Below are 18,361 nucleotides of genomic sequence, written 5' to 3' on the forward strand. Positions count from 1 at the left end.
GTCAGTGGGAAGTCAGTGGGTGCTGCGGGGTCGGAGGTCTGCGCTCACGGTGTCTGCGGGACGTCCTCCGGCCTCAGCGTCATCACGTCGGACTCCGAGACGTCCGACAGCTCGGCGACGCGGTACGCCTGACGCTCCGTCATGGCCTGGAACAGCTGGCGCGCGGTACGGCCGTTGCCGAACCCGCGTTCCCGGGGCATCGCGTCGAAGCGCGCGGTCAGCACCTCACGGGCTTCGGGGCCGAGTTCGTACTGGTGCTGTGCGGCCTGGTGCTCCACGATGCTGACCAGCTCGGCGCTGCCGTAGTCCTCGAAGAGGAGCGTGCGGTTGAAGCGCGAGGCCAGACCGGGGTTGGAGCGGACGAACGTCTCCATCTCCTTGAGGTATCCGGCGACGATCACCACCACGTCGTCGCGGTGGTCCTCCATCAGCTTCAGCAGGGTGGCGATCGCCTCCTGGCCGAAGTCGTTCGAGCCGGCGTACTGGGTGAGGGAGTACGCCTCGTCGATGAACAGCACCCCGCCCCGGGCCTGTTGGAAGACGCGTGAGGTCTTCGGGCCGGTGTGGCCGACGTACTCGCCGACCAGGGCGGAGCGGTCGGCCTCGACCAGATGGCCGCGCTCCAGCAGGCCGACGGCGGCCAGGATCCGGCCGTAGAGCCGGGCGACGGTGGTCTTGCCGGTACCCGGGTTGCCGGTGAAGACGAGGTGGCGGCTGAGCGGGGGCGGGGCCAGGCCCATCTCCTCGCGGCGGCGCACCATCCGCATCAGCTTCACCAGGGACGAGACGTCCTGCTTGACGCGGTCCAGGCCGGCGAGGCCGTCGAGTTCGGCGAGCAGGTCCTCGATGGTGTCCTCGGAAGGTGCCTCGGTCTCCCGCGCGGTCGACTGCGGGTCCCCGCCCGGGCTTCCGGCGGCCGCCAGGGACTGGTCCGCGCCGGTCGGCAGGGACGGGTTCTTCACGTCCCGGGACAGGCAGTCGTCGAACACCGGCCGGGCGCCCTTCTCCAGGGCCACGTCCTCCTCGGTGTCCCGGACCAGACAGCCGCGCAGTACGGGTGCGCCGCCGGCCGACACGTGCAGCGCCGGGAAGGCCGCGCCGTCTCTGCCTGCGCCGGCGAAGACGCAGTCCTCGAAGGTGCCGCGGGCCTTCTCGCCGACGAACAGGCTGTTCTTGCCGGTCCGGGCCACCGTGACGGACCTGACCCGGGGTTCGGCCCCCGGGCCCACCACCAGGCCGGAGCCGGCGGCGTCCCGTACCGTGCAGCCCTCGACGCTGGGCGTGGCGCGCTCCCCGATCACCAGGCCGGCCGTGCCGGTGCCGCTGATCCGGCAGTCCCGCAGCACCGGGGTCGTCCCGGTGCCGCAGGAGATCCCGGCCCGCTCGGCGTCCGTGACGTCGCACTCCTCCAGGACCACCGTCCCGGTCGACTCGGTGGTGATCCCGGCCCGGCCGCGCACCACGGAAAGGCCGCGCATCCGTGCCTCGGCCGCGCTGTCGATCTGCACCCCGGACAGTCCGCAGTCCGTGATGCGGCCGCCCTCGACGGTGAGCCCGGCGCGGTCGGTGGCCCGGATCCCGTGCTCCGCCGTCGATCCGATACGGCACGACGTGAGCGTCACCCGGGAGTCGTCGCAGGCGTGCACCGCGCTGAACGAGCACGCCGTCACGTCGCCGGCGGCCATGTGGACCTCGGAACGGTCGCCCGCCAGCAGACCGTTGGCCCGGCTGCCGGTCACCGATGTGCCCCCGGCGGTCAGCCGGGCGGAGCCGCGGGCCACCAGACCCGAACCGTGCGCCCGGTCCACCTGGCAGTCCACCAGCTCCACGCGGCTCTCGCCGTCCGCGCTCACACCCGGGCCCGAACCGTCCCGCAGACGGCAGTTGAGCAGAGTCACGTCCCCGGTTCCGGAGACGGCGACCCCGTCCGTGCCGGTGCGCAGGACATCGCAGCGGGCGAGCAGGACCCCGCCGTCCGTACTCTCCCGGTCCTCGGGACGTGGTGAACTGCCGAGTACGCGGATGCCCTCGCCGGCCGTCTCCTCCACCCGGCAGTCCAGCGCGGTGAGAGCCGCCTCGTCCTCCACCAGCAGCCCGCTGCGGCCGGGTCCGGAGATCCGGCAGTCGCGCAGCACGGCCCGGGCGTCGCCCCGTACCCGGACACCGGACCCGGTGACCCGCCGTACCGTCAGCTCCGTGGCCTCGGCGTCCGCCCCGGAGCCGATGACGACGCCGGTTCCCTGGACGTCCTCCACCACGACCCGGGTCAGCCGCGCCGAGCCGGTCGTGTTGACGTGCACCGCGGCCAGCCCCGCCCCCGACACCCGGCAGTCCGTCAGGGCGAGCGACGAGTCGCCGCCCGCCTCGACACGGCCACCGGATATCTCGCAGGCGTCCAGCTCCAGGTCCCCGGCGCCGACCAGGACTGCGGGCAGCGCCGGGTCCTGCCCGGTCAGGGCGATGCCCTCGACCCGTACGCCGGGGGCGGCAACCTCCAGTACGGGCCGCCCTGGGGACGCGGCCAGCAGCCGTACGGCGTGTTCCGGCCCGTCCTCCGGCAGCAGGTGCACCGTGCGGTCGACGAGCAGCTGTTCGACGTACTCGCCCGGGGCGATACGGATCTCGTCGCCGTCGCGGGCGGCGCGCAGGGCAGAGGCGATGCTGCGGTGCGCGCCGCGTCCCTTGGGGGCGACCCGGTGCACGGTGGCGGTGGGGGTCACGTGAGTTCCAATCCCTCGATGGGCGAGACGGCCGGTTGCTGGGTCGCCTGCGACGGCGTCGTGGGCGTGGTCGTGGACGGCGTCGTGGGTGTGGTGGTCGACGGCGGGAACGGGTGGGTCGAGTCGATGTGGGCGCCCCTGGTGTTGATCCAGTAGTTGAGGATGCCCGTGGTCAGCGACTCGGCGCTCTGCCAGATCAGCTCGCCGGGGCCGCCACGATGGAAGATCCGCGAGCCCGAGGTGGTGTGGAGGGTGTACCTGCCCAGTCCGCTGGTGACGCCGGTGAAGAGCGAGCCCGCCGCGCCCCAGGCGCCCGCTTCGAGGGCTTCGAGGCCGGTGTGCTTCTGGCCGCCCACTCCCCAGATGGCCGAGTTGAGGGCGTTGTTGACGAACCCGGTGAGCGCGCTGACCGTGAGGCCGTCGAAGAAGGCGTAGGTACCGGACCGCCAGCGGGCGGGGTTCTCGTACGACGACCACTCGGTGGCCCAGTCGTCGACGGAGGCCAGGGGGTGGCGGTTCCAGTTCTGGCCCTGGTCGAGATTGGTCAGGCCGTACTTGATCTTGCCGAGTGCGGTCACGTCCTGGGCCACGTTGAAGCCGGCCCGGATGCTGCCGCCGACGGCGCCGTTGAGCAGAGCCCGCTCGAAGGCCACCAACGGGTCGAAGCGGGTGTTGGCGAACTCGGAGACGATGGCCGACACCGCGAAGCTGGTGCCGAACTCGATCAGGAAGCCCGTGGCGAACTCGGTGGCCGCCTTGCGCACCGCATGGCGCCACAGCGGCATGGCGGCCGAGGAGCCGTCCCGGACGCCGGTCCAGATCTCGTGGAAGGGGTCGCGGAACTCGCGGTTCAGGCCGCGGAACTCGTTGGTGTAGCCGCGGAAGTCGGCCTCGCGGCCGATGAGCCGCCAGGCGCGGTGGCCGTCCAGGCCCACCTGTCCGCCGACCGACGGCAGGCTGCTGATCTCCGGCAGCTTGGCGACGTCGAACGCCGACCAGCGGCCGAAGGCGTCGGTGGCCCAGACCCGTCCGGTGATGGTGCGCTGGGCCACCAGCCGGTCGCCCTGGTACTCCCGCCACTGCCCCCACAGCGACTCCGACTCCCGGTACCGGCCCGGGACGCCCTCCACCGCGTCACGGCGGTGGAGCACCTTGCCCATGTCGAACTCCCGCCAGACCTCCCGGTCGACGGTGACCGTCGTGGTCGGCTCGAAGTGGCGCGCGGAGCGGGAGAGCAGATCCGCCAGGGTGGTCGGGCCGGCTTCCGGCGGCGGGGTGAGGACCGGAGGGGCTGTCTCCTGCACCGTGTACGCGTACTCGCGGACCCGGCCGCCGGTGCGCTGTCTCACCACGTCGTCGCCGATGCGGTCGGTCCAGCGGCCCTTCGCGAAGTCCTGGTACTCGCGGACGCCCTGGGAGTGGACCGTGCCGTCGGCGTCGGTCTTCTGCCAGGTCCAGGTGTGGTCGGGCTGCCGGGTGGTGTCGATCCAGACGGTGCCGTCGTCGGTGGCGTTGCGTTCCCGGAGCGCCTGTCCCGGCCGGCCGTTCTCCAGCCGCTCGAAGTCGGTGAACGAGTCGTCCCAGGTCCGGGAGTACAGCGAGCCGCGGTTCTGCATGCGGATGCCCTCGGTGACCGTCCCGTCCGGGCCGGTGGCCTTCCACTCCCAGGTGCGGTGGCGGGGGTTGCCGTGCGACTCGATGTGGAGGTCGCCCCAGTGGTCGCGCCGTCCCGTGATCTGCAGCTGGGTGTTCTTGTCCACCCACGCCCCGGAGACGTCGTCGCGTCCGATGCCGCGTGCCGGGTTCTCGCCGAGGTACTCGCGCACGCCGGTGCCCTGCGAGCGCATCGACAGCAGCTCGTCGCCGGCGGCGTTGGTGAACACGTCCTCGAAACTGCCGTCGCCGGCGACATGGCGGGTGCCGGAGATCCCGCTCTTCGTGTCCAGCCAGGGCAGCTCGTAGGAGTCGGCGGAACCGTTCCACTTAGGGGCCGGGGCCCACTGCGTGGGATCGTCGAGACTGCGGCCGACCTCGACGACGTTGCCGTTCTCCAGCTTGCGGGTCTCGCGGACGATGCGGCCGAACTGGTCGACGTCCCGCCAGCTGTGACCGGCGTGCGAGACGAGCCGGACACCCTTCAGCCGGGTGCCGTCGGCGGCGGTCTCGGTCCACTTGGACACCGTGAACATGGAGTCCCCGGTGACGAGGTTCCCGAAGAACCCGTCGAACCGGCCGGCGCCCGTACGCGTCTGCCAGAGGCCCGCGGGCATGCGCTGGTCGGAGATGCGTACGACGTGCAGGGTGCCGCCGTCCGCGAGGTGCTCGATGACGTCGATCTGCTTGTTGGCCGGGCCGACGGCGGAGTGCAGTTCGGGATTCACCCGCAGGCCCGCGGGGCTCTCACCGGGCAGTACGGGGTGTTCCAGGTACTGGCGGGAGCCGTGGTAGCCGTCCAGCGGCCACATGTTGCCGCGCTGCTGGGCGATGGTTCGCTGCCCGGTGGCCGGGTCGAGGTAGGTGTCCTTGAAACCGATGTGGTTCCAGGACCACTCGCGGGTACCGGACAGCGTCTCGGCGCCGTCGGAGCCGAAGCGCGTCCACTTCCAGTCGCCGGCCGCGCCCTTCTCCGCCCGGATCAGGCCGCCGTCGACGGCCTTGGTGTACGTCCGTACGTCGAGGACGTCCACCGGGGCCCAGCGGTAGGAGAGCGTGTCGTGGATGGTCCTCCGGTCGCTGTCCCAGATCCGCTCGCCGGCCCGCACTCTGGTCCCCGCCGGGTCGAACTCGGTCCAGCGGGCCCGGCCGACCCGGTCCAGGTCGATGTGGAGGACGTTGCCGTTGCCGAGTACCTCGCGTTCGAAGAGGGTCACGTTGCCCTCGCCGGTCAGTTTGAACCGGCCGGTTCCCGACATCTCCATCTTGGCCGTGGAGAAGCGCCCGGTGAGCGGGGTGCCTGACGCGTCGACTCGTACGGCGGTGCTGGTGGCGTGGTCGATCTTCCAGTATTCGCCGTTGGCCTTTCCGCCCTTGATCCGTACGGCGACCGTCTCCTCCAGCAGCGTGCCGGTGCGGCTGAAGACGGCCCGCTCCATCGGTTGGGCCGCCTTTCCGGTGGGGACCAGCGCGATCCGGCCGTCGTCCAGCAACTCGGCGCGCATCCCGGGAAGTTGATGGCCCGCCGAGTCCAGCACCTGCGGTACGCCGCCGGGGACGTCGGCGTCGAAGCGAAGGACGCCCCGGTCGCCGGGCAGCTTTACGTCCGTCAGGGTGTGCACGCCTTCGGGGCCGTAGTGCCAACTGGTCGTGCCCGCCGCGTCGGTGAGGGTGAGACCGCCGCGCGGTTCGGTGCCGGGGGTGAGGGTGAAGCCGTCGGCCGTGCGGGTGCCCACGAAGTCGAGCGAGCCGGGGGTCCACGGCCCGCCGTCGGCCGAGCGGCCGGTGACGCCGATCTTCAGCCCGTCCAGGTCCTCCGGGCCGCCGCGGAGGAACACCTCCTGGTAGCGGAGTTCGCGGTTCGGGCCGAAGCTCAGCGTGATGTCCGACGGGTTGTGGTGGACGGTGTAGCGGCTGCCGCCGGGGCCGCCGTGCGGTGTCGGGGTGACGGTGAAGTCGCCGAGGACGCGGCCGCCGGCGCCCTGGGCCACGGACTGGAGGTCGTCGAGACGGGTCGCCAACGGCAGGTCGAGATAGTCGCCGAGGGTGGTCACTGCGTGCTGCCGCAGCGTCTGCCGGGCCTGACCCGTCATCTGCCGCAGCTGGTCGTTCAGCAGCTCCGGGCGCAGGCCGAACCGGTCGAGCGAGGCGGTCGCGTCGTCGGCGAGGCGCTGGAGGCCGGTCAGGCCGAGCGCCTGGACCGCGTGGGAGTCGGGCGCGACCCGCAGAAAGTCCATGGCTCCGGCGACGCCCGACAGGTCGACCTGTGCGCCGTCGGGCAGCGTGCGGATGCCCGAGGCCTCGTCGAGCGTACGGTCGAACACGTGGGCGAGGTCGATGGTGTCCAGGGCGTCGTCCAGGGCGTCGTTCTCCGGGATGGAGCCGAACGGGAAGCGTTCGCCCAGATCGCCGCCGAAGTCGCCGAGCTCGCCGAATTCGTCGAGCCGGACGGGCGGGGTGTCGGGCCCCGCGCCCTCGGTGAAGCGGAGGAACCCGGAGCCGTCCGGGTCGGGCAGGTCGCGGAGGGCGAGGCGGCCGGTGTGGTCGAAGTGGAAGCGTGAGCCGGTGATGGTGTCGGTGAGGGTGGAACCGCCGGGCAGGCGGGTAGCGAGCGTGCCGGTCGTCGGGGTGAACCGGACGGAGCCGGCGGCACCGGAGGGGACCAGCAGATCGACCGCGATCCGCCCGGTGCCGTCCGCTCCGGGAACGACCGTCGCATTGAGCCGTATGCCCTCCGGCAGTCCGTCGACGGTGAGAAGGGTCTCCCGCCCGAGGAAACGGCCGTCCGGCCCGAGCGTGAACCGGGTGGTACCGGTCGGGTCGATGACGGCGAACCTGCCGCTGTCGTCGAGCAGTTCGACCCTGAAGTCCGATGCGCGCACCGGTCCGGTCCCGCCGGGCGTGCGGTCGGTCAGGTCGAGCCGGTACGAGCCCTGCGGTGCCTCGTCGGTCGCCGGGAGGCGGGTCACCCGCAGGTCGAAGTCCGCCAGTTCGTCCACACCGGACAGAGGGACGCGAAGCGGTTCGTCCGCGCCCAGCGGCCCGTCGTCCATCCGCCTGATGTTGTCGAGGCGCGCCTGGAGGTCCGCCAGTTCGGTGTCCGACAGGTCGTCGAGTTCCGCGAGCGTGTCGGTGCGCGGCGAGTCGGGACCCCAGACGCGGTTCAGTTCCTCTGGGGTCAGAGTCCGTACGTCCTGGACCACGCTGTTCCAGAGGTCGTCGAAGAGCTCACGTTCCCCCGGGGCGAATTCGTCCAGGGCCGGGAGCGCGTCGGTGCGAGGCGCGTCCGGACCCGTCAGGCGGTTGAGGTCGTCGAGGGGGCCACGCAGGCCGCCCGCCTCGTCGAGCGTACGGTCGAAGATCCTTGCCACGTCGCCCAGGTCGCCGGCAAAGTCGCCGAGATCGCCGAGTTCGTCGAGCCGTACCGGTGGGGTGCCGGGCGCGGCGTCCCCGGTGAAGCGGAGGAAGCCGGAGCCGTCCCGGGCGGGTACGTCCCATATCGCGAGGCGGCGGTTCGCGTCGAAGTGGAAGCGGGCGCCGGTGACGGTGTCGGTGACCGTGATGCCGTTCGGCAGCCGTCCGGCGAGTGAGCCGTCCATCGGGCCCAGCCGGAAGGAACCGGTGAGGTTCGACGGCCCGGTCAGTTCGAGGACCCTGGTCATGGTGCCGCCCGGTCCGGGGGTGATCGTCACCTTGACGCCCAGGCCGGCCGGGCCGTCGATGCCCGGCAGCGTGAGCGGCAGCTCCTGTTGGCGCAGGGCGCCGCCGGGTTCGAACCGCCACACCGCCGTGAGCCCGTCGGTGTCCGGCACGGGCACGCGCACGGTCAGCTCGCTCAGCGTTCCGGTCGCGTCCCGGACCGGCGTGAGCGTCGCACCCTGGACGGGCACCCCGTCCGGGCCGACCACCCTCGGCATCGGGTTCACCGCGTCGTCGGTGAAGCGCAGCGCCAAGTCGGTGCCGGTCAGCGGCAGTTCCCGGTACTCCAGCTGCCCGAGCCCGTCGAACTGCCAGCGCACGCCGCCCTGCGGACCCGTGATGCTCAGCCCACCGCCCTCGCGGAGGGTCACCGTCACGTTCTCCAGCCGCACCGGACCACCCGGGGCACCGAAGTCCATCACATCGATCCGGAACGACGCCGGCGCGAGATCGGTCGCCGGGAACTCCGTGACCCGCAGCCGTAGATCCGCCAGCTCGTCCGCCCCGGACAGGCGCACACCGTCGAACCGTGACGGATTCACCGGCGTCGGGACGCCGTCGGTCGGCGTCGACGCGAACCGGGCGTCGAAACCGGCGGGCTGCTGCGTGAGATCCGTACGTGGCAGGTCAGGGAGCGCAAGCCGGTTCAGCGAGCCCACCTCACCGAGCTCACCCAGGGGGCCGAGGTCACCGACATCGCCCAGGTCACCGAGTCGGGCGGCATCGCCGAGGTCGCCCGACTCGCCAAGGCGCCCCAGGTCACCGAGGCTGCTCGAATCGCCGAGTCGACCGAGGTCGCCGAGGTCGTCGAGGGTCGAGGACAGGTCCACCGTCGAGTCCGGCACCGTCGCACCGGACACGTCCAGGCGTATCGGCGACGCCCCCTCCGCCGGAAGGTCCACGAACCGTCCGCCCCGGTCGAGGACGAACCGCCCCCCGGTCGCCGTGTCGGTCACCGAGAACCCGCCGGGCAGCCGCTGGGCCAGATCCCCGTCCAGTCGTACGACATTGAAGGCACCGTCACCCAGCCCCGGCACGGTCAGCCGGTACGTCGCCGACTGCGCGCCGCCCGGCAGTTGTGTGAACGTCGTGGTCAGCCAGGCCCCGGTCAGTGGCCCGCCGACGGGGCCGGACAGGGTCAGCTGCTCGGACAGCCGCGTGCCGTCCAGGTCGAACCGGCCGATCCAGGCGCCGTCGAGAGACTGCACCCGTACACCGGTGACCACGCCCAGCGCGCCCCTGACCGGCTCGATCGTCGCACCGCCGGGCAGCGGCACTCCGTCCTGCCCGACGATCCGGGGCAGGGACCCCGGCCCCGCGTCGGCGTCGAAGCGGACGAAGCCGTCGCCGATCGGGAGCCGCACATCACTGAACCGGAGGACCTCGCCGGCGTCGAACACCAGCCGGATGTCCCCGGCCTGGTCGGTGAACATGAACCCGCCCTCGTCCAGCGGGGTGCGCTGCCACTCCGTCCGGAAGCCGGTCACCCCGGGGAACTCCTGCGGGTCCACCAGCACGGTCTCGGCCCGGGGCGCGGGCGCGTCGAAGCGGTCGAACTGGAACTCGTCGGAGAGATACCCGAGATCGTCCAGCTGGCTTCCGACCTCGTCCAGGGCGTTGCTCCCGTTCAGGGAGCCGATGTCGTCGAAGGCCCTGGCCTCACCCAGATCGAGCTGGTCCAGCAGCCGCAGCTGGTCGTCGAGGGACAGCCCCTGGAAGTCCAGCGCGCTGATCCCCGAGGTGCCTTCCCCTGCGCCCTTCAGATCCACCGCCAGCTCGGGGAGGGGGTTGTTGCCCCCGAAGTTGGGGTTGGGGATCCATTCGAGGAGGTTGTGCTGGGCGTCCATCCGGTACGCGCCACGGATGAACTCCGAGGCGATGCCGCCGGGGAAGGCGATCTCGTTCTCCGTCGCCCAGCCCGATGCCCGCCAGGCGTCCGGGCCCATGGAGCGTTCGAAGCTCTTGCCGACGTCGATCCCGCCGGAGGCCTCGATCTCGAACTTGAAGATGCCGTCCCAGATGAGGTTCTGGTCGGTGGTGGTGCTCACGAACGCCGAGGGCTGGCCGGTCCTGACCATGACGTCCAGGTTGGTCTCCAGGGGGTCGCGGACGGTGAACCCCTCGTTGAAGATCTGGTCGAGGGGGCGCTTGCCGCCGATGCGCCACAGCGTCTCGTCGGTCGCGCGCCACACCGGCGCCGGCGTGATGGCCTGGATGTCGACGGAGCGGTCGGCGGCGAAGGCGAGCCGGTCCAGTTCGCGTGGCGCGGGCAGCACCACCTCGTCCAGGCCCGTCCCCGGCAGCCGGGGAAGCGCGACCGATCCGGGATCGCCGAGGACCGCCGGACGGCCGTCGGCGCCGAATCGGGTGACGACACCCTCGGGGGTGGTGACCGTGAAGACCCCGTCGGCCATCTGCACCTTGACGTCGGGGACGATCCCGGCGTCCGACCTGAGCACCCAGGTGACGGTCGGCCCGGGCTCCATGGTGATCCACTGACCGGTGGGCCGCCCGAGGTCGTCGAGCAGCCGCAGTTCACCGGTGGGCATGGCGCCCACCGGTCCGTCCACGCGGGTCATCATCACCGTGATGTCCCGGCGGACGGTGTCCAGGTTCATCCCGAGCCGGTCGAACGCGCTCCGGGCCTGGTTGAAGTCGATCTTCGCAGCGCTCAGATCCAGCTCGGCCCGGGCGCGGCCCAGCGGCGGTACGTCGGTCAGTCCGTCGATCTCGGAGAGCTTGCGCCCGGCGGTGTCCAGCTGCAGCTGGGTGGCCTGGGTGCGCACCCAGGCCTGGAAGCGTTCGGTGGCGAGCTTGCCGGTGGTTCCGCCGGTGACGATGTCCCGCAGGGTCATCGGGGTGAAGGCGGGGCTCTTGGTGACCGGGGAGGTCAGGTCCGTCCGGGCCGGTCCCAGGCCGAGCAGATCACGTGCGGCGCGGGAGCCGTCGGTGGTGTCGGGGATCAGCTTGGTGAGGTCGTCGAGCCTGATCCCGAGCTCGTCGAGGCGGTCGGTGCCGGTCGTCGTGTTCCAGGTCGGGACCCGGGTGTCGGCCGGGCCGAGGACGTCGACCTTCACCCCGTCCTTCAACTGCACCCGGACGTCCACCGGATCGGTCTTCCCGACACGCAGGACGACCCCGTCCGGCGCGACGTTCACCAGGTCGATCTCGCCGTCCAGGATCTGCCGCACCTGGAACTCGGTCAGCCCGCCGATCCTGCCGTCGAGGCTCAGTTCCGCCAGGTCCGTCAGATCGTCGAGCGGCTTGAGCAGCCCGGTCCCGGTGCGCTCCAGGCCCGTCAGTTCGTCGAGGTCCCGCAGCTGGTCGACCGTGCTGCGCGGCGGCAGCAGGGTGGTGGCAGAGCCGGGGGTGAGGGGGACGCCGAACTCGTCCACCTGGTCGGACACGGTGAGCGTGGTGCGCAGCCGAGGGGGCATCAGGTCGTCGCCCACCCGGCCGGTCACGGGGTTCAGCATGCCGAGCCGCTGTCCGCCGGGGAACGTGCCGACCGGCAGCCCCACCGTGTCCAGGGTGTCCAGGGTGGTCAGCCGGCCGCCCATGTCGTCGAGGCGGCCCGGCATCCGGGGGGTGCCCGAGCCGGTCAGGGAGCTGAATCCGGGGGTACGGGGCGTCGCCACCGGCGTCACCGAGATCTCGGCCAGTTCATCGAGGGTGTCGTTGAACTCCGGGGTCCCGGGGACAGCGAGCCGGTCGGTGTTCGTGGCGTCGAACGGGCGAAGGTTTCCGCCCCGGTCGAGGTTCCGCCCCGTCAGCTCCGCGAGGTCCCCGGCCAGGGAACCCGTCCTGCCGAGTGTGCCGAGGGGCCGCGAGGTGAAGTGCAGGCCTCGGTCGATGAACCCCATGCGGAAGGCGCCCCGGTAGCCGAACCGGGCGATCTCGGAGTACCGCATGGGCAGCAGCGCCGTCATCGTGAGCCGGCCCAGGCTCATGACCGTGAAGACGCCGAGCCGTCCGGCCGTGTTGCCGCCGACGAACGCGGTCGACTCGACGAAGTCGCGGGTCAGCGAGGACCAGCCCTGCCGGAAGGTGCTCCGGGCGAAACCACCCATGAACCGCAGGGCCGACCCCAGCATCGCGGGCGTCTTGGAGAGGACCCGGGGCAGCGCCATGAACCCGCTGGCGGTCCGGCCGGCGAGCCCCCCGCCGAACCTGGCCAGCCCCTGTCCGGCCAGCGACAGGAGTCTGCCGGGGGAGGAGAACAGCATCCTGCCGCCCCGGAACAGCAGCCGCCCGCTCGCGGAGAGGGCGCCGCTGAGGGCCTTCGTGCCCGCCGAGGCCATGCGGGCCAGTCCGCCGAGGGTGGTGAGGCCCTTCGTCGAGGGGAACAGGATGCCGAGGAAGGCGAGGCCCAGGCTGAGCGCGTTGCCGTTGCCCGTGGCGTAGTCGACGAGGGCCTTGGCGAAGAGCACCGCGCCCAGTCCGAAGGCCACCAGGCCCAACGGGCCGCCGATGACGGCCGCAACGAGGGTGATGACCAGCGCGACGATCTCCAGGACCTTGAAGAACGTCGACACGAACCGCTTCCAGAAGCTCTTCTTCGGCTTCTTCACGGGCCGCGACACCAGTCGTGACGCCTCGTGCAGCGCGTCCTCCAGGATCTTCGCCTCGGCCTGGATGACGTCGGTCTCGGCGTCCACCTCGCCCCGGGCGCGGGTCAGCTCCGGATCGTTCTCGGCGAGCGGCTGACCGCCGACCCGCTCCAGCGCGGCGACGGTGTCGGCGGCGTTCTCGGCCCTGTCCTGCGAGTCCCCGAGGGCGCGCGCATAGCGGGCCGTGGCGTCGGCCGCCATCTCGAACGAGCGGTTGATGTTCGCCATGAACGTCTTGAGCTCGTCCTTGACATACGTCCGCAGCGCGTCCGCGGTCCGCCCCTCGAAGCCCCCGTCCTCGGCCTTGGTCAGCAGGGTGTCGAGGCCGCTGCTGACCCGTCCGGCCAGATCGCCGAGGCCGCGCAGCTCATTGGTGACGTTTTCGACGACGCTCGGATTCCCGGTCACCGGATTGCCGGTGAATCCGACTCTGCTCCACTCGTCGGAGGTGGCCAAGGAGTCCTCCACGCGGTCCGGGACTTGGGGTACCGGAAGCAGACGTACTGGGGTGGGCCGAGAGTTCAAGAAAGTGGCACACGCCACAGCTTTCGCCGGTCAGCGGGGTGCGGACGAAATCTCTTTGAACCATCCGGACCCGACTGCTCGTCTACAGGGCGGCTCGGCACCGACACGGGACCCGCCCGCTTCGAGGAAGGACGGCAGACATGGTGCGCATCTCCTACGACTACGACCTGATGACCTTCCTCGCCCGCCATCTTTGGCACCTCCGCGACGAACTGGACGTCACCTCGCAGTCGGACAAGACGTTCGCCGCCGGTGACATCGGCCCCCGCCGGGAGACCGCCGAGGCGCTGGAGGACTTCTACGGCGCCTGGAAGGGCTCGTTCAAAGAGGGCTGGCAGGCCATGACCGACCTCGGCAACCTGCTCGACAAGGCGGGCAAGGCCTTCTACGACCAGGACGCCTCCCACGCCGCCGGCGCGGCCCAGCAGGTCACGTCCCAGGTCCGCGACGAGGCCACCCGGCAGAACGAGATACGCAAGCAGGCGCTGGACGGCAAACTCCGCGCGGACGAGGCCAGAAGACTGGAGGCCCGCTACAAGACCCAGCAGGCGCGCCTGAAGAAGGAACAGGACGCCCTGGTCGAGAAGCGGCGGAAGATCGACGAACAGACCGCGGCCCAGCAGAAGAGACAGGAAGAGCTCAACAAGGAGCAGGAGGAGCTCGCCGGGAGGCGGGAACCCCTGCTGAAGCAGCAGGACGAACTCCAGGCCAGGCAGCAGCAGCTCTGGCAGGAGGAGAAGGAACTCCTCAGGCAGCGCGAGGAGAAGCTCCAGGTCGCGCGCGACGAGCTGCAGAAGGATTACGAGGCCCTCCGTAAGGAACAGGAGCCCCTGCTGAAGCAGCAGGAGGAACTCGTGCGCAGGCAGCAGCAGCTCTGGGCGGACGAGAAGGCCCTCCGCGCGGAGCAGGACGCGGCCATGGAGAAGAAGGTCACCGCCCTCGAGCAGGAGCAGCAGGCCTACGACGGCAAGCAGGACGCCCTCCAGGAACGGCAGGAAGCCCTCTGGCGGGAACGCGAGACCCTGCTGAGCAAGGACGATGCCACCCAGGCGGACCTCGACGCCTGGCAGCGGAAGCAGGACGCCCTGGGCAAGGAGCGGGACGCCCTGTGGGAGTCCGAGGGCAAGGGGCTCGCGGCACGGTGGGACGCCCTGGAGGCGGAACAGCGCGATCAGGAGAAGGCGTTCGACCCGCTGAACGAGCGGCAGCGGCAACTCGACGACGAGCGGGATGCGCTGAGTCGCGCCCAGCAGCCCCTCTCCGAACGGCAGGACGAACTGCAGCAGAAGCAGAAGGACCTCTGGGCCCTGGAGCGGTCGACGCAGAAGGAGGTCGAGGACGCCCTGAGCGGGAAGCAGGACGCCCTCGACGCCGAACGCGCCGGCCTCCAGACGCGGCTGGACCCCCTGGACCAGGAGTCCGAGGACCTCCAGGCCCGCCAGAAGGAGCTGTGGGACGACCAGTCGGAGACCGACAAGGCGCAGACCGAGCTGACCGAGGAGGAGAAGCCCGTCCAGCAACGGCAGCAGGACCTCCAGGACAGCTTCGGCGAGGAGTACGACAAGCTGCGCGAGTGGGATCCGGATCGCGACGCCGACGTCGGCCGGCTCAGGGGAATGCGCGGTCAGCTGGACGATCTGCCCGACGAGGCATTCGTGCCCAAGGGCTACACCATCGAGGACGCCAACAGCACCACCACGGTGTCGTACCAGCTCGACGCGAACGGTGAGATCAAGGTCGACAGCAACGGCGACCCCGTCGAGACGACGACCACCGTCACCAACAAGAACACGGGGCTGAGTTACTCCGAGACGTACCACCAGTTGACGCGGGACGGTGACTCCGTGACGACGATCCGCAGCTCCGACGGCTCCGTCACCAAGATCTACATGGACTCCGATCCCGAGGGGTCGCCCGACGGGTGGATGAAGCGCTACGTCACCGACGGGACCGGCCAGGACACCCTCCAGATCTGGACCAAGCGCCCGGACGGCGACTGGGAACTGACCATGGACAAGGAGGAGTACCTCAACTCCGCTGCGGGCAAGGAGGATCCCCAGCAGCGGCTGGACAGGCCCCCCGCGTATCTCACGGTTGAGAACCCGTTGGTCGACGCGGGCGGCCATCCTTCCGGCTCCACCGCTCCGGGGACGACGACCACGGTGCAGGAGGGCGTGACCCGGACCGACTACACGGGCGCCGACGGCTCCGTCACCAAGGTCGTCACCAACGAGAACACCGGGACCCGCTTCGTCGCCGACGGCAGCAACGAGATCCAGGAGATCTGGCAGCGCGCCGAGGACGGCAGCTGGTACCTGAGGGAGTCCGTCACCCAGCACGAACGCAGCAGCGCCGAACCGCCTCTCGGAACCCTCGGCGAGAACTGGCGCTGACCCCCCACGCGGGCGCCCAGGCGCCCCGCCCCGAAGCTCCCGCGCGCTCTTCCGGCGCCGCCGGGTCCATCAACAGAGATCGAGGTGCACCATGCCCAAGAACGTCATCAACGACGAGGAAATCGAAGCCACCGCCAAGAAGCTCGACTCCGCGGTCAGCGACACCCTCGTCCCCCAGCTGTCCTCGCTGCAGGCCGAGGTCGAGAACCTGCTCCAGGGCGGCCTGCTACTGACGGCCACCAGCCCGAAGATGCAGACGTCCTACGCGAACTTCAACAAGTCGTTGACGGAGGCAGTGAACAACATCACGCAGTTCTCCAAGCAGTTCCGGGACGTCTGCAACGCGGTCAACAACCTCGACTCGCAGATCGCGGGCGGCATCCCCACCTGATCCATCCGCAAGAGCGGGATGCCGGCCCCCAACTCCCCCTCCGTCGGCATCCCTTGTGCAGGGGCGTCGGTCCTTCCCCCCGGACCGGCGCCCCTGTCCGCTTCCGGGGTGTGCCCAAATGTCCGAGGGCTGTCAGCCGCCTGTGACTCCTCCAGGACATCTACCGGCAAGGTTTCATCCTCATCAGTAACCTCAGGTTCTTCTCAGAAAGTCTTGAAACCTTCAGAACCGCTCATAGACTCCCAGCGGAACCTCACCTTCCACCCATGAACCGTGAGTTCCACCCCGGGTACCCGTGCTCAGCCCTGCCCAGCCAACGCCGCCGCCGCGGCGCCCGACCGGACCGGCTCAGAAGATCCATGCCGGCCCTGGGGGAACTATGAGAACGCCCACGCCCAGTACCGACGTGTCCGGGAGAGCTCCGGACACCGGTGAGGCCCCGCCCTCCCACGACGGATCCATCCGCAGGCTCTACGAGGAACACCACGGTCCCCTGCTGCGCTATGTGTCGAGCCTCATCCGGGGCGACCGCCAGCGGGCCGAGGACTTCGTCCAGGAAACCCTGGTACGCGCCTGGTTGAACACCGCGAACCAGCCCCCCGGCTGGTCACCGTCCCGGGCCTGGCTGATGAGGGTGGCACACAATCTGGTGATCGACTGGTCCCGGCGCGAACGGGTGCACACCGAGATCCAGCACGAACACTCGCTGGACAAGCACATCGAACCCGTGGACCCGATGAGCCAGGCCGTCCAGCGCCGCTTCATGGTCCACGCCCTCTCCCGGCTCTCGCACCCCCACCGTGAAGTGCTCTTCTACGTCTACGTCCTCGGCTGGACCGGTGCCGACGCCGCCAACGCCCTGGGCATTCCGCCAGGAACGGTGAAGTCCCGGACCCATCACGCGATACGGGAGCTGCGCCGCCGGCACCCGGAGCACACCCTGGCAGCGGCATGACCGGGGCGACCGCGACGAGCCCCGGCCCGGCTCACGGCTCCGTCATCGCGCTCGGGAAGCCCGACGACTCCCTGCTCACGGTCATCATCGTGGCCGTGGTCGTCCTGCTGCTGCTCTTTCTGCTGCTGCGGCACGTGATCCGCAAGCGGGGCGGCTGGCGGCGTTTCCGGCGCGGCGTCGGCCGTGAACTGACCCTGACCCGGCGGGCGTTCGGCGAACCGCTGCGCACCTACCGCCGCCACCGTCGCGGCGTACGCGCCCTGACCCGTCAACTGTCCGACCCCCGGGGCGGCCTGTTCGTACGACGGCTGCTGGACGCGGCGGCAGCAGCTCTGGCCGATGCCCCGGGGGCCGTTCCCCACACCGTACGGACGGAACCCGGACTCGCCGCCGTGCAGATCGCCGCCCGCCCGCTGCCCGAACCGCCCGCCCCCTGGGAGACGTCCGACGAGGCAGGCCCGCAGTGCTGGGAGCTTCCCCTGACGGAGGAGGACGCGCTGCCCCACGCACAGCCCCGTGCCGGTGCGCACGTCCGTCCGCTGCCGGTCGCGGTCGGCATGGCGGACGACGCGTGCGTCCACCTCGATCTGACCGCCGGACCACGGCTGATCACCGTCGAGGGCGACACCGCCGCCCGGGCCCGGCTGCTCCAGGCGCTGGCCGCACAGCTGGACCGGCCCGGCAGCGGAGCCTCGGTCACCGTCGCGGACGGGGTCCATCCGCAGTACCGGGGAGAGCGGCTCGACACCGTCCTGCGGGAGCTGGAAGAGGCGGCCGAGGAGCACCGGGAGACCGGAGGGGGCGGTGAGTTCGACGAGTCCGGCCACGCCGCCACGACCGTGGTCATCTGTGCCGCCCCGGGCCCGGAGCAGGCGCGGCGGCTGAGCGCCCTCGCCGCCTCGGGTGCCGTCGTCTGCCTGGCCGACGGCCGGGTGGCGGGCCACAGCTGGGCCCTGCGGGTCGACGGACGCGGCCGGGTGGTCGCGCCCGAGCTGGGCCTTGACGCGGACTCGGCTCCGCTGGGCAGAGCCGTCGCCGCCGCCGTCCGCGCGGACCGCCGCCGGCTGCGCCGCGCATCGGCCCCGCGCCGGGGCGCACCCACTCCGCCGCGGCCCCGCATCCCGGAACGCGGGCCGCGGGAACTCGAGGAGACCTGGGCACTCGAGGAAGCCGAGGCCCTCCGGGAGGAGGTGCCGGAGCCCACCCTCCAGGCCACGGCCCCCACCCGGACCATCGCCGGATCCGACCTGCTCGCCGAACCGACCGCCGCCGGGGACCGCACCACCGCGGCCTCCTCCGGCACACGAGAGGACCCGGGCGTCTAGGAGGGGCCCAAGCCCCCGAGCCCCTGAAGTCGGTTTCGGGCCCCGGGCCCTGAACCGACGCCCGCCCTCCACAACGCACCGCGAACACCG

Annotated in this window: 6 protein-coding genes; 4 read left to right on the top strand and 2 right to left on the bottom strand. The window is 71.1% G+C overall.

Annotated elements, in window-relative coordinates:
* Window positions 1-44 precede the first annotated feature (44 nt).
* Window positions 45-2,720, bottom strand: a complete 2,676-nt coding sequence (locus tag IG08_RS0110275) for a right-handed parallel beta-helix repeat-containing protein (protein WP_030599159.1) — start codon at window positions 2,718-2,720, stop codon at window positions 45-47.
* Window positions 2,717-13,138, bottom strand: a complete 10,422-nt coding sequence (locus IG08_RS54040; protein WP_043453867.1) for a scabin-related ADP-ribosyltransferase — start codon at window positions 13,136-13,138, stop codon at window positions 2,717-2,719. Before IG08_RS54040 ends, IG08_RS0110275 begins: the two co-directional genes overlap by 4 nt.
* 209 nt (window positions 13,139-13,347) lie before the next feature.
* On the opposite strand from IG08_RS54040, the gene IG08_RS0110285 reads away from it, so the two are divergent.
* From IG08_RS0110285 to IG08_RS55750, 4 genes are all read left to right on the top strand, one after another.
* Window positions 13,348-15,600: a coiled-coil domain-containing protein gene (locus tag IG08_RS0110285; protein ID WP_030599164.1), complete on the top strand. Its 2,253-nt coding sequence runs from the start codon at window positions 13,348-13,350 to the stop codon at window positions 15,598-15,600.
* Window positions 15,601-15,691: 91 nt separating this feature from the next.
* The gene (locus tag IG08_RS0110290) at window positions 15,692-15,991 is read left to right on the top strand and encodes a hypothetical protein (RefSeq protein ID WP_030599166.1); all 300 of its coding nucleotides are present in this window, start codon (window positions 15,692-15,694) and stop codon (window positions 15,989-15,991) included.
* 406 nt (window positions 15,992-16,397) lie between these two features.
* Entirely contained in the window at window positions 16,398-16,946 is a 549-nt protein-coding gene (locus IG08_RS0110295) for a sigma-70 family RNA polymerase sigma factor (RefSeq protein ID WP_052424581.1), read from the top strand.
* A complete protein-coding gene (locus tag IG08_RS55750) occupies window positions 16,943-18,271 on the top strand; it encodes a hypothetical protein (RefSeq protein ID WP_052424582.1) in 1,329 nt (442 codons plus the stop codon). Before IG08_RS0110295 ends, IG08_RS55750 begins: the two co-directional genes overlap by 4 nt.
* Window positions 18,272-18,361: the final 90 nt, after the last annotated feature.

The sequence above is a fragment of the Streptomyces fulvoviolaceus genome, from assembly GCF_000718165.1.
In the GTDB taxonomy this organism is placed as follows: Bacteria; Actinomycetota; Actinomycetes; order Streptomycetales; family Streptomycetaceae; genus Streptomyces; species Streptomyces fulvoviolaceus.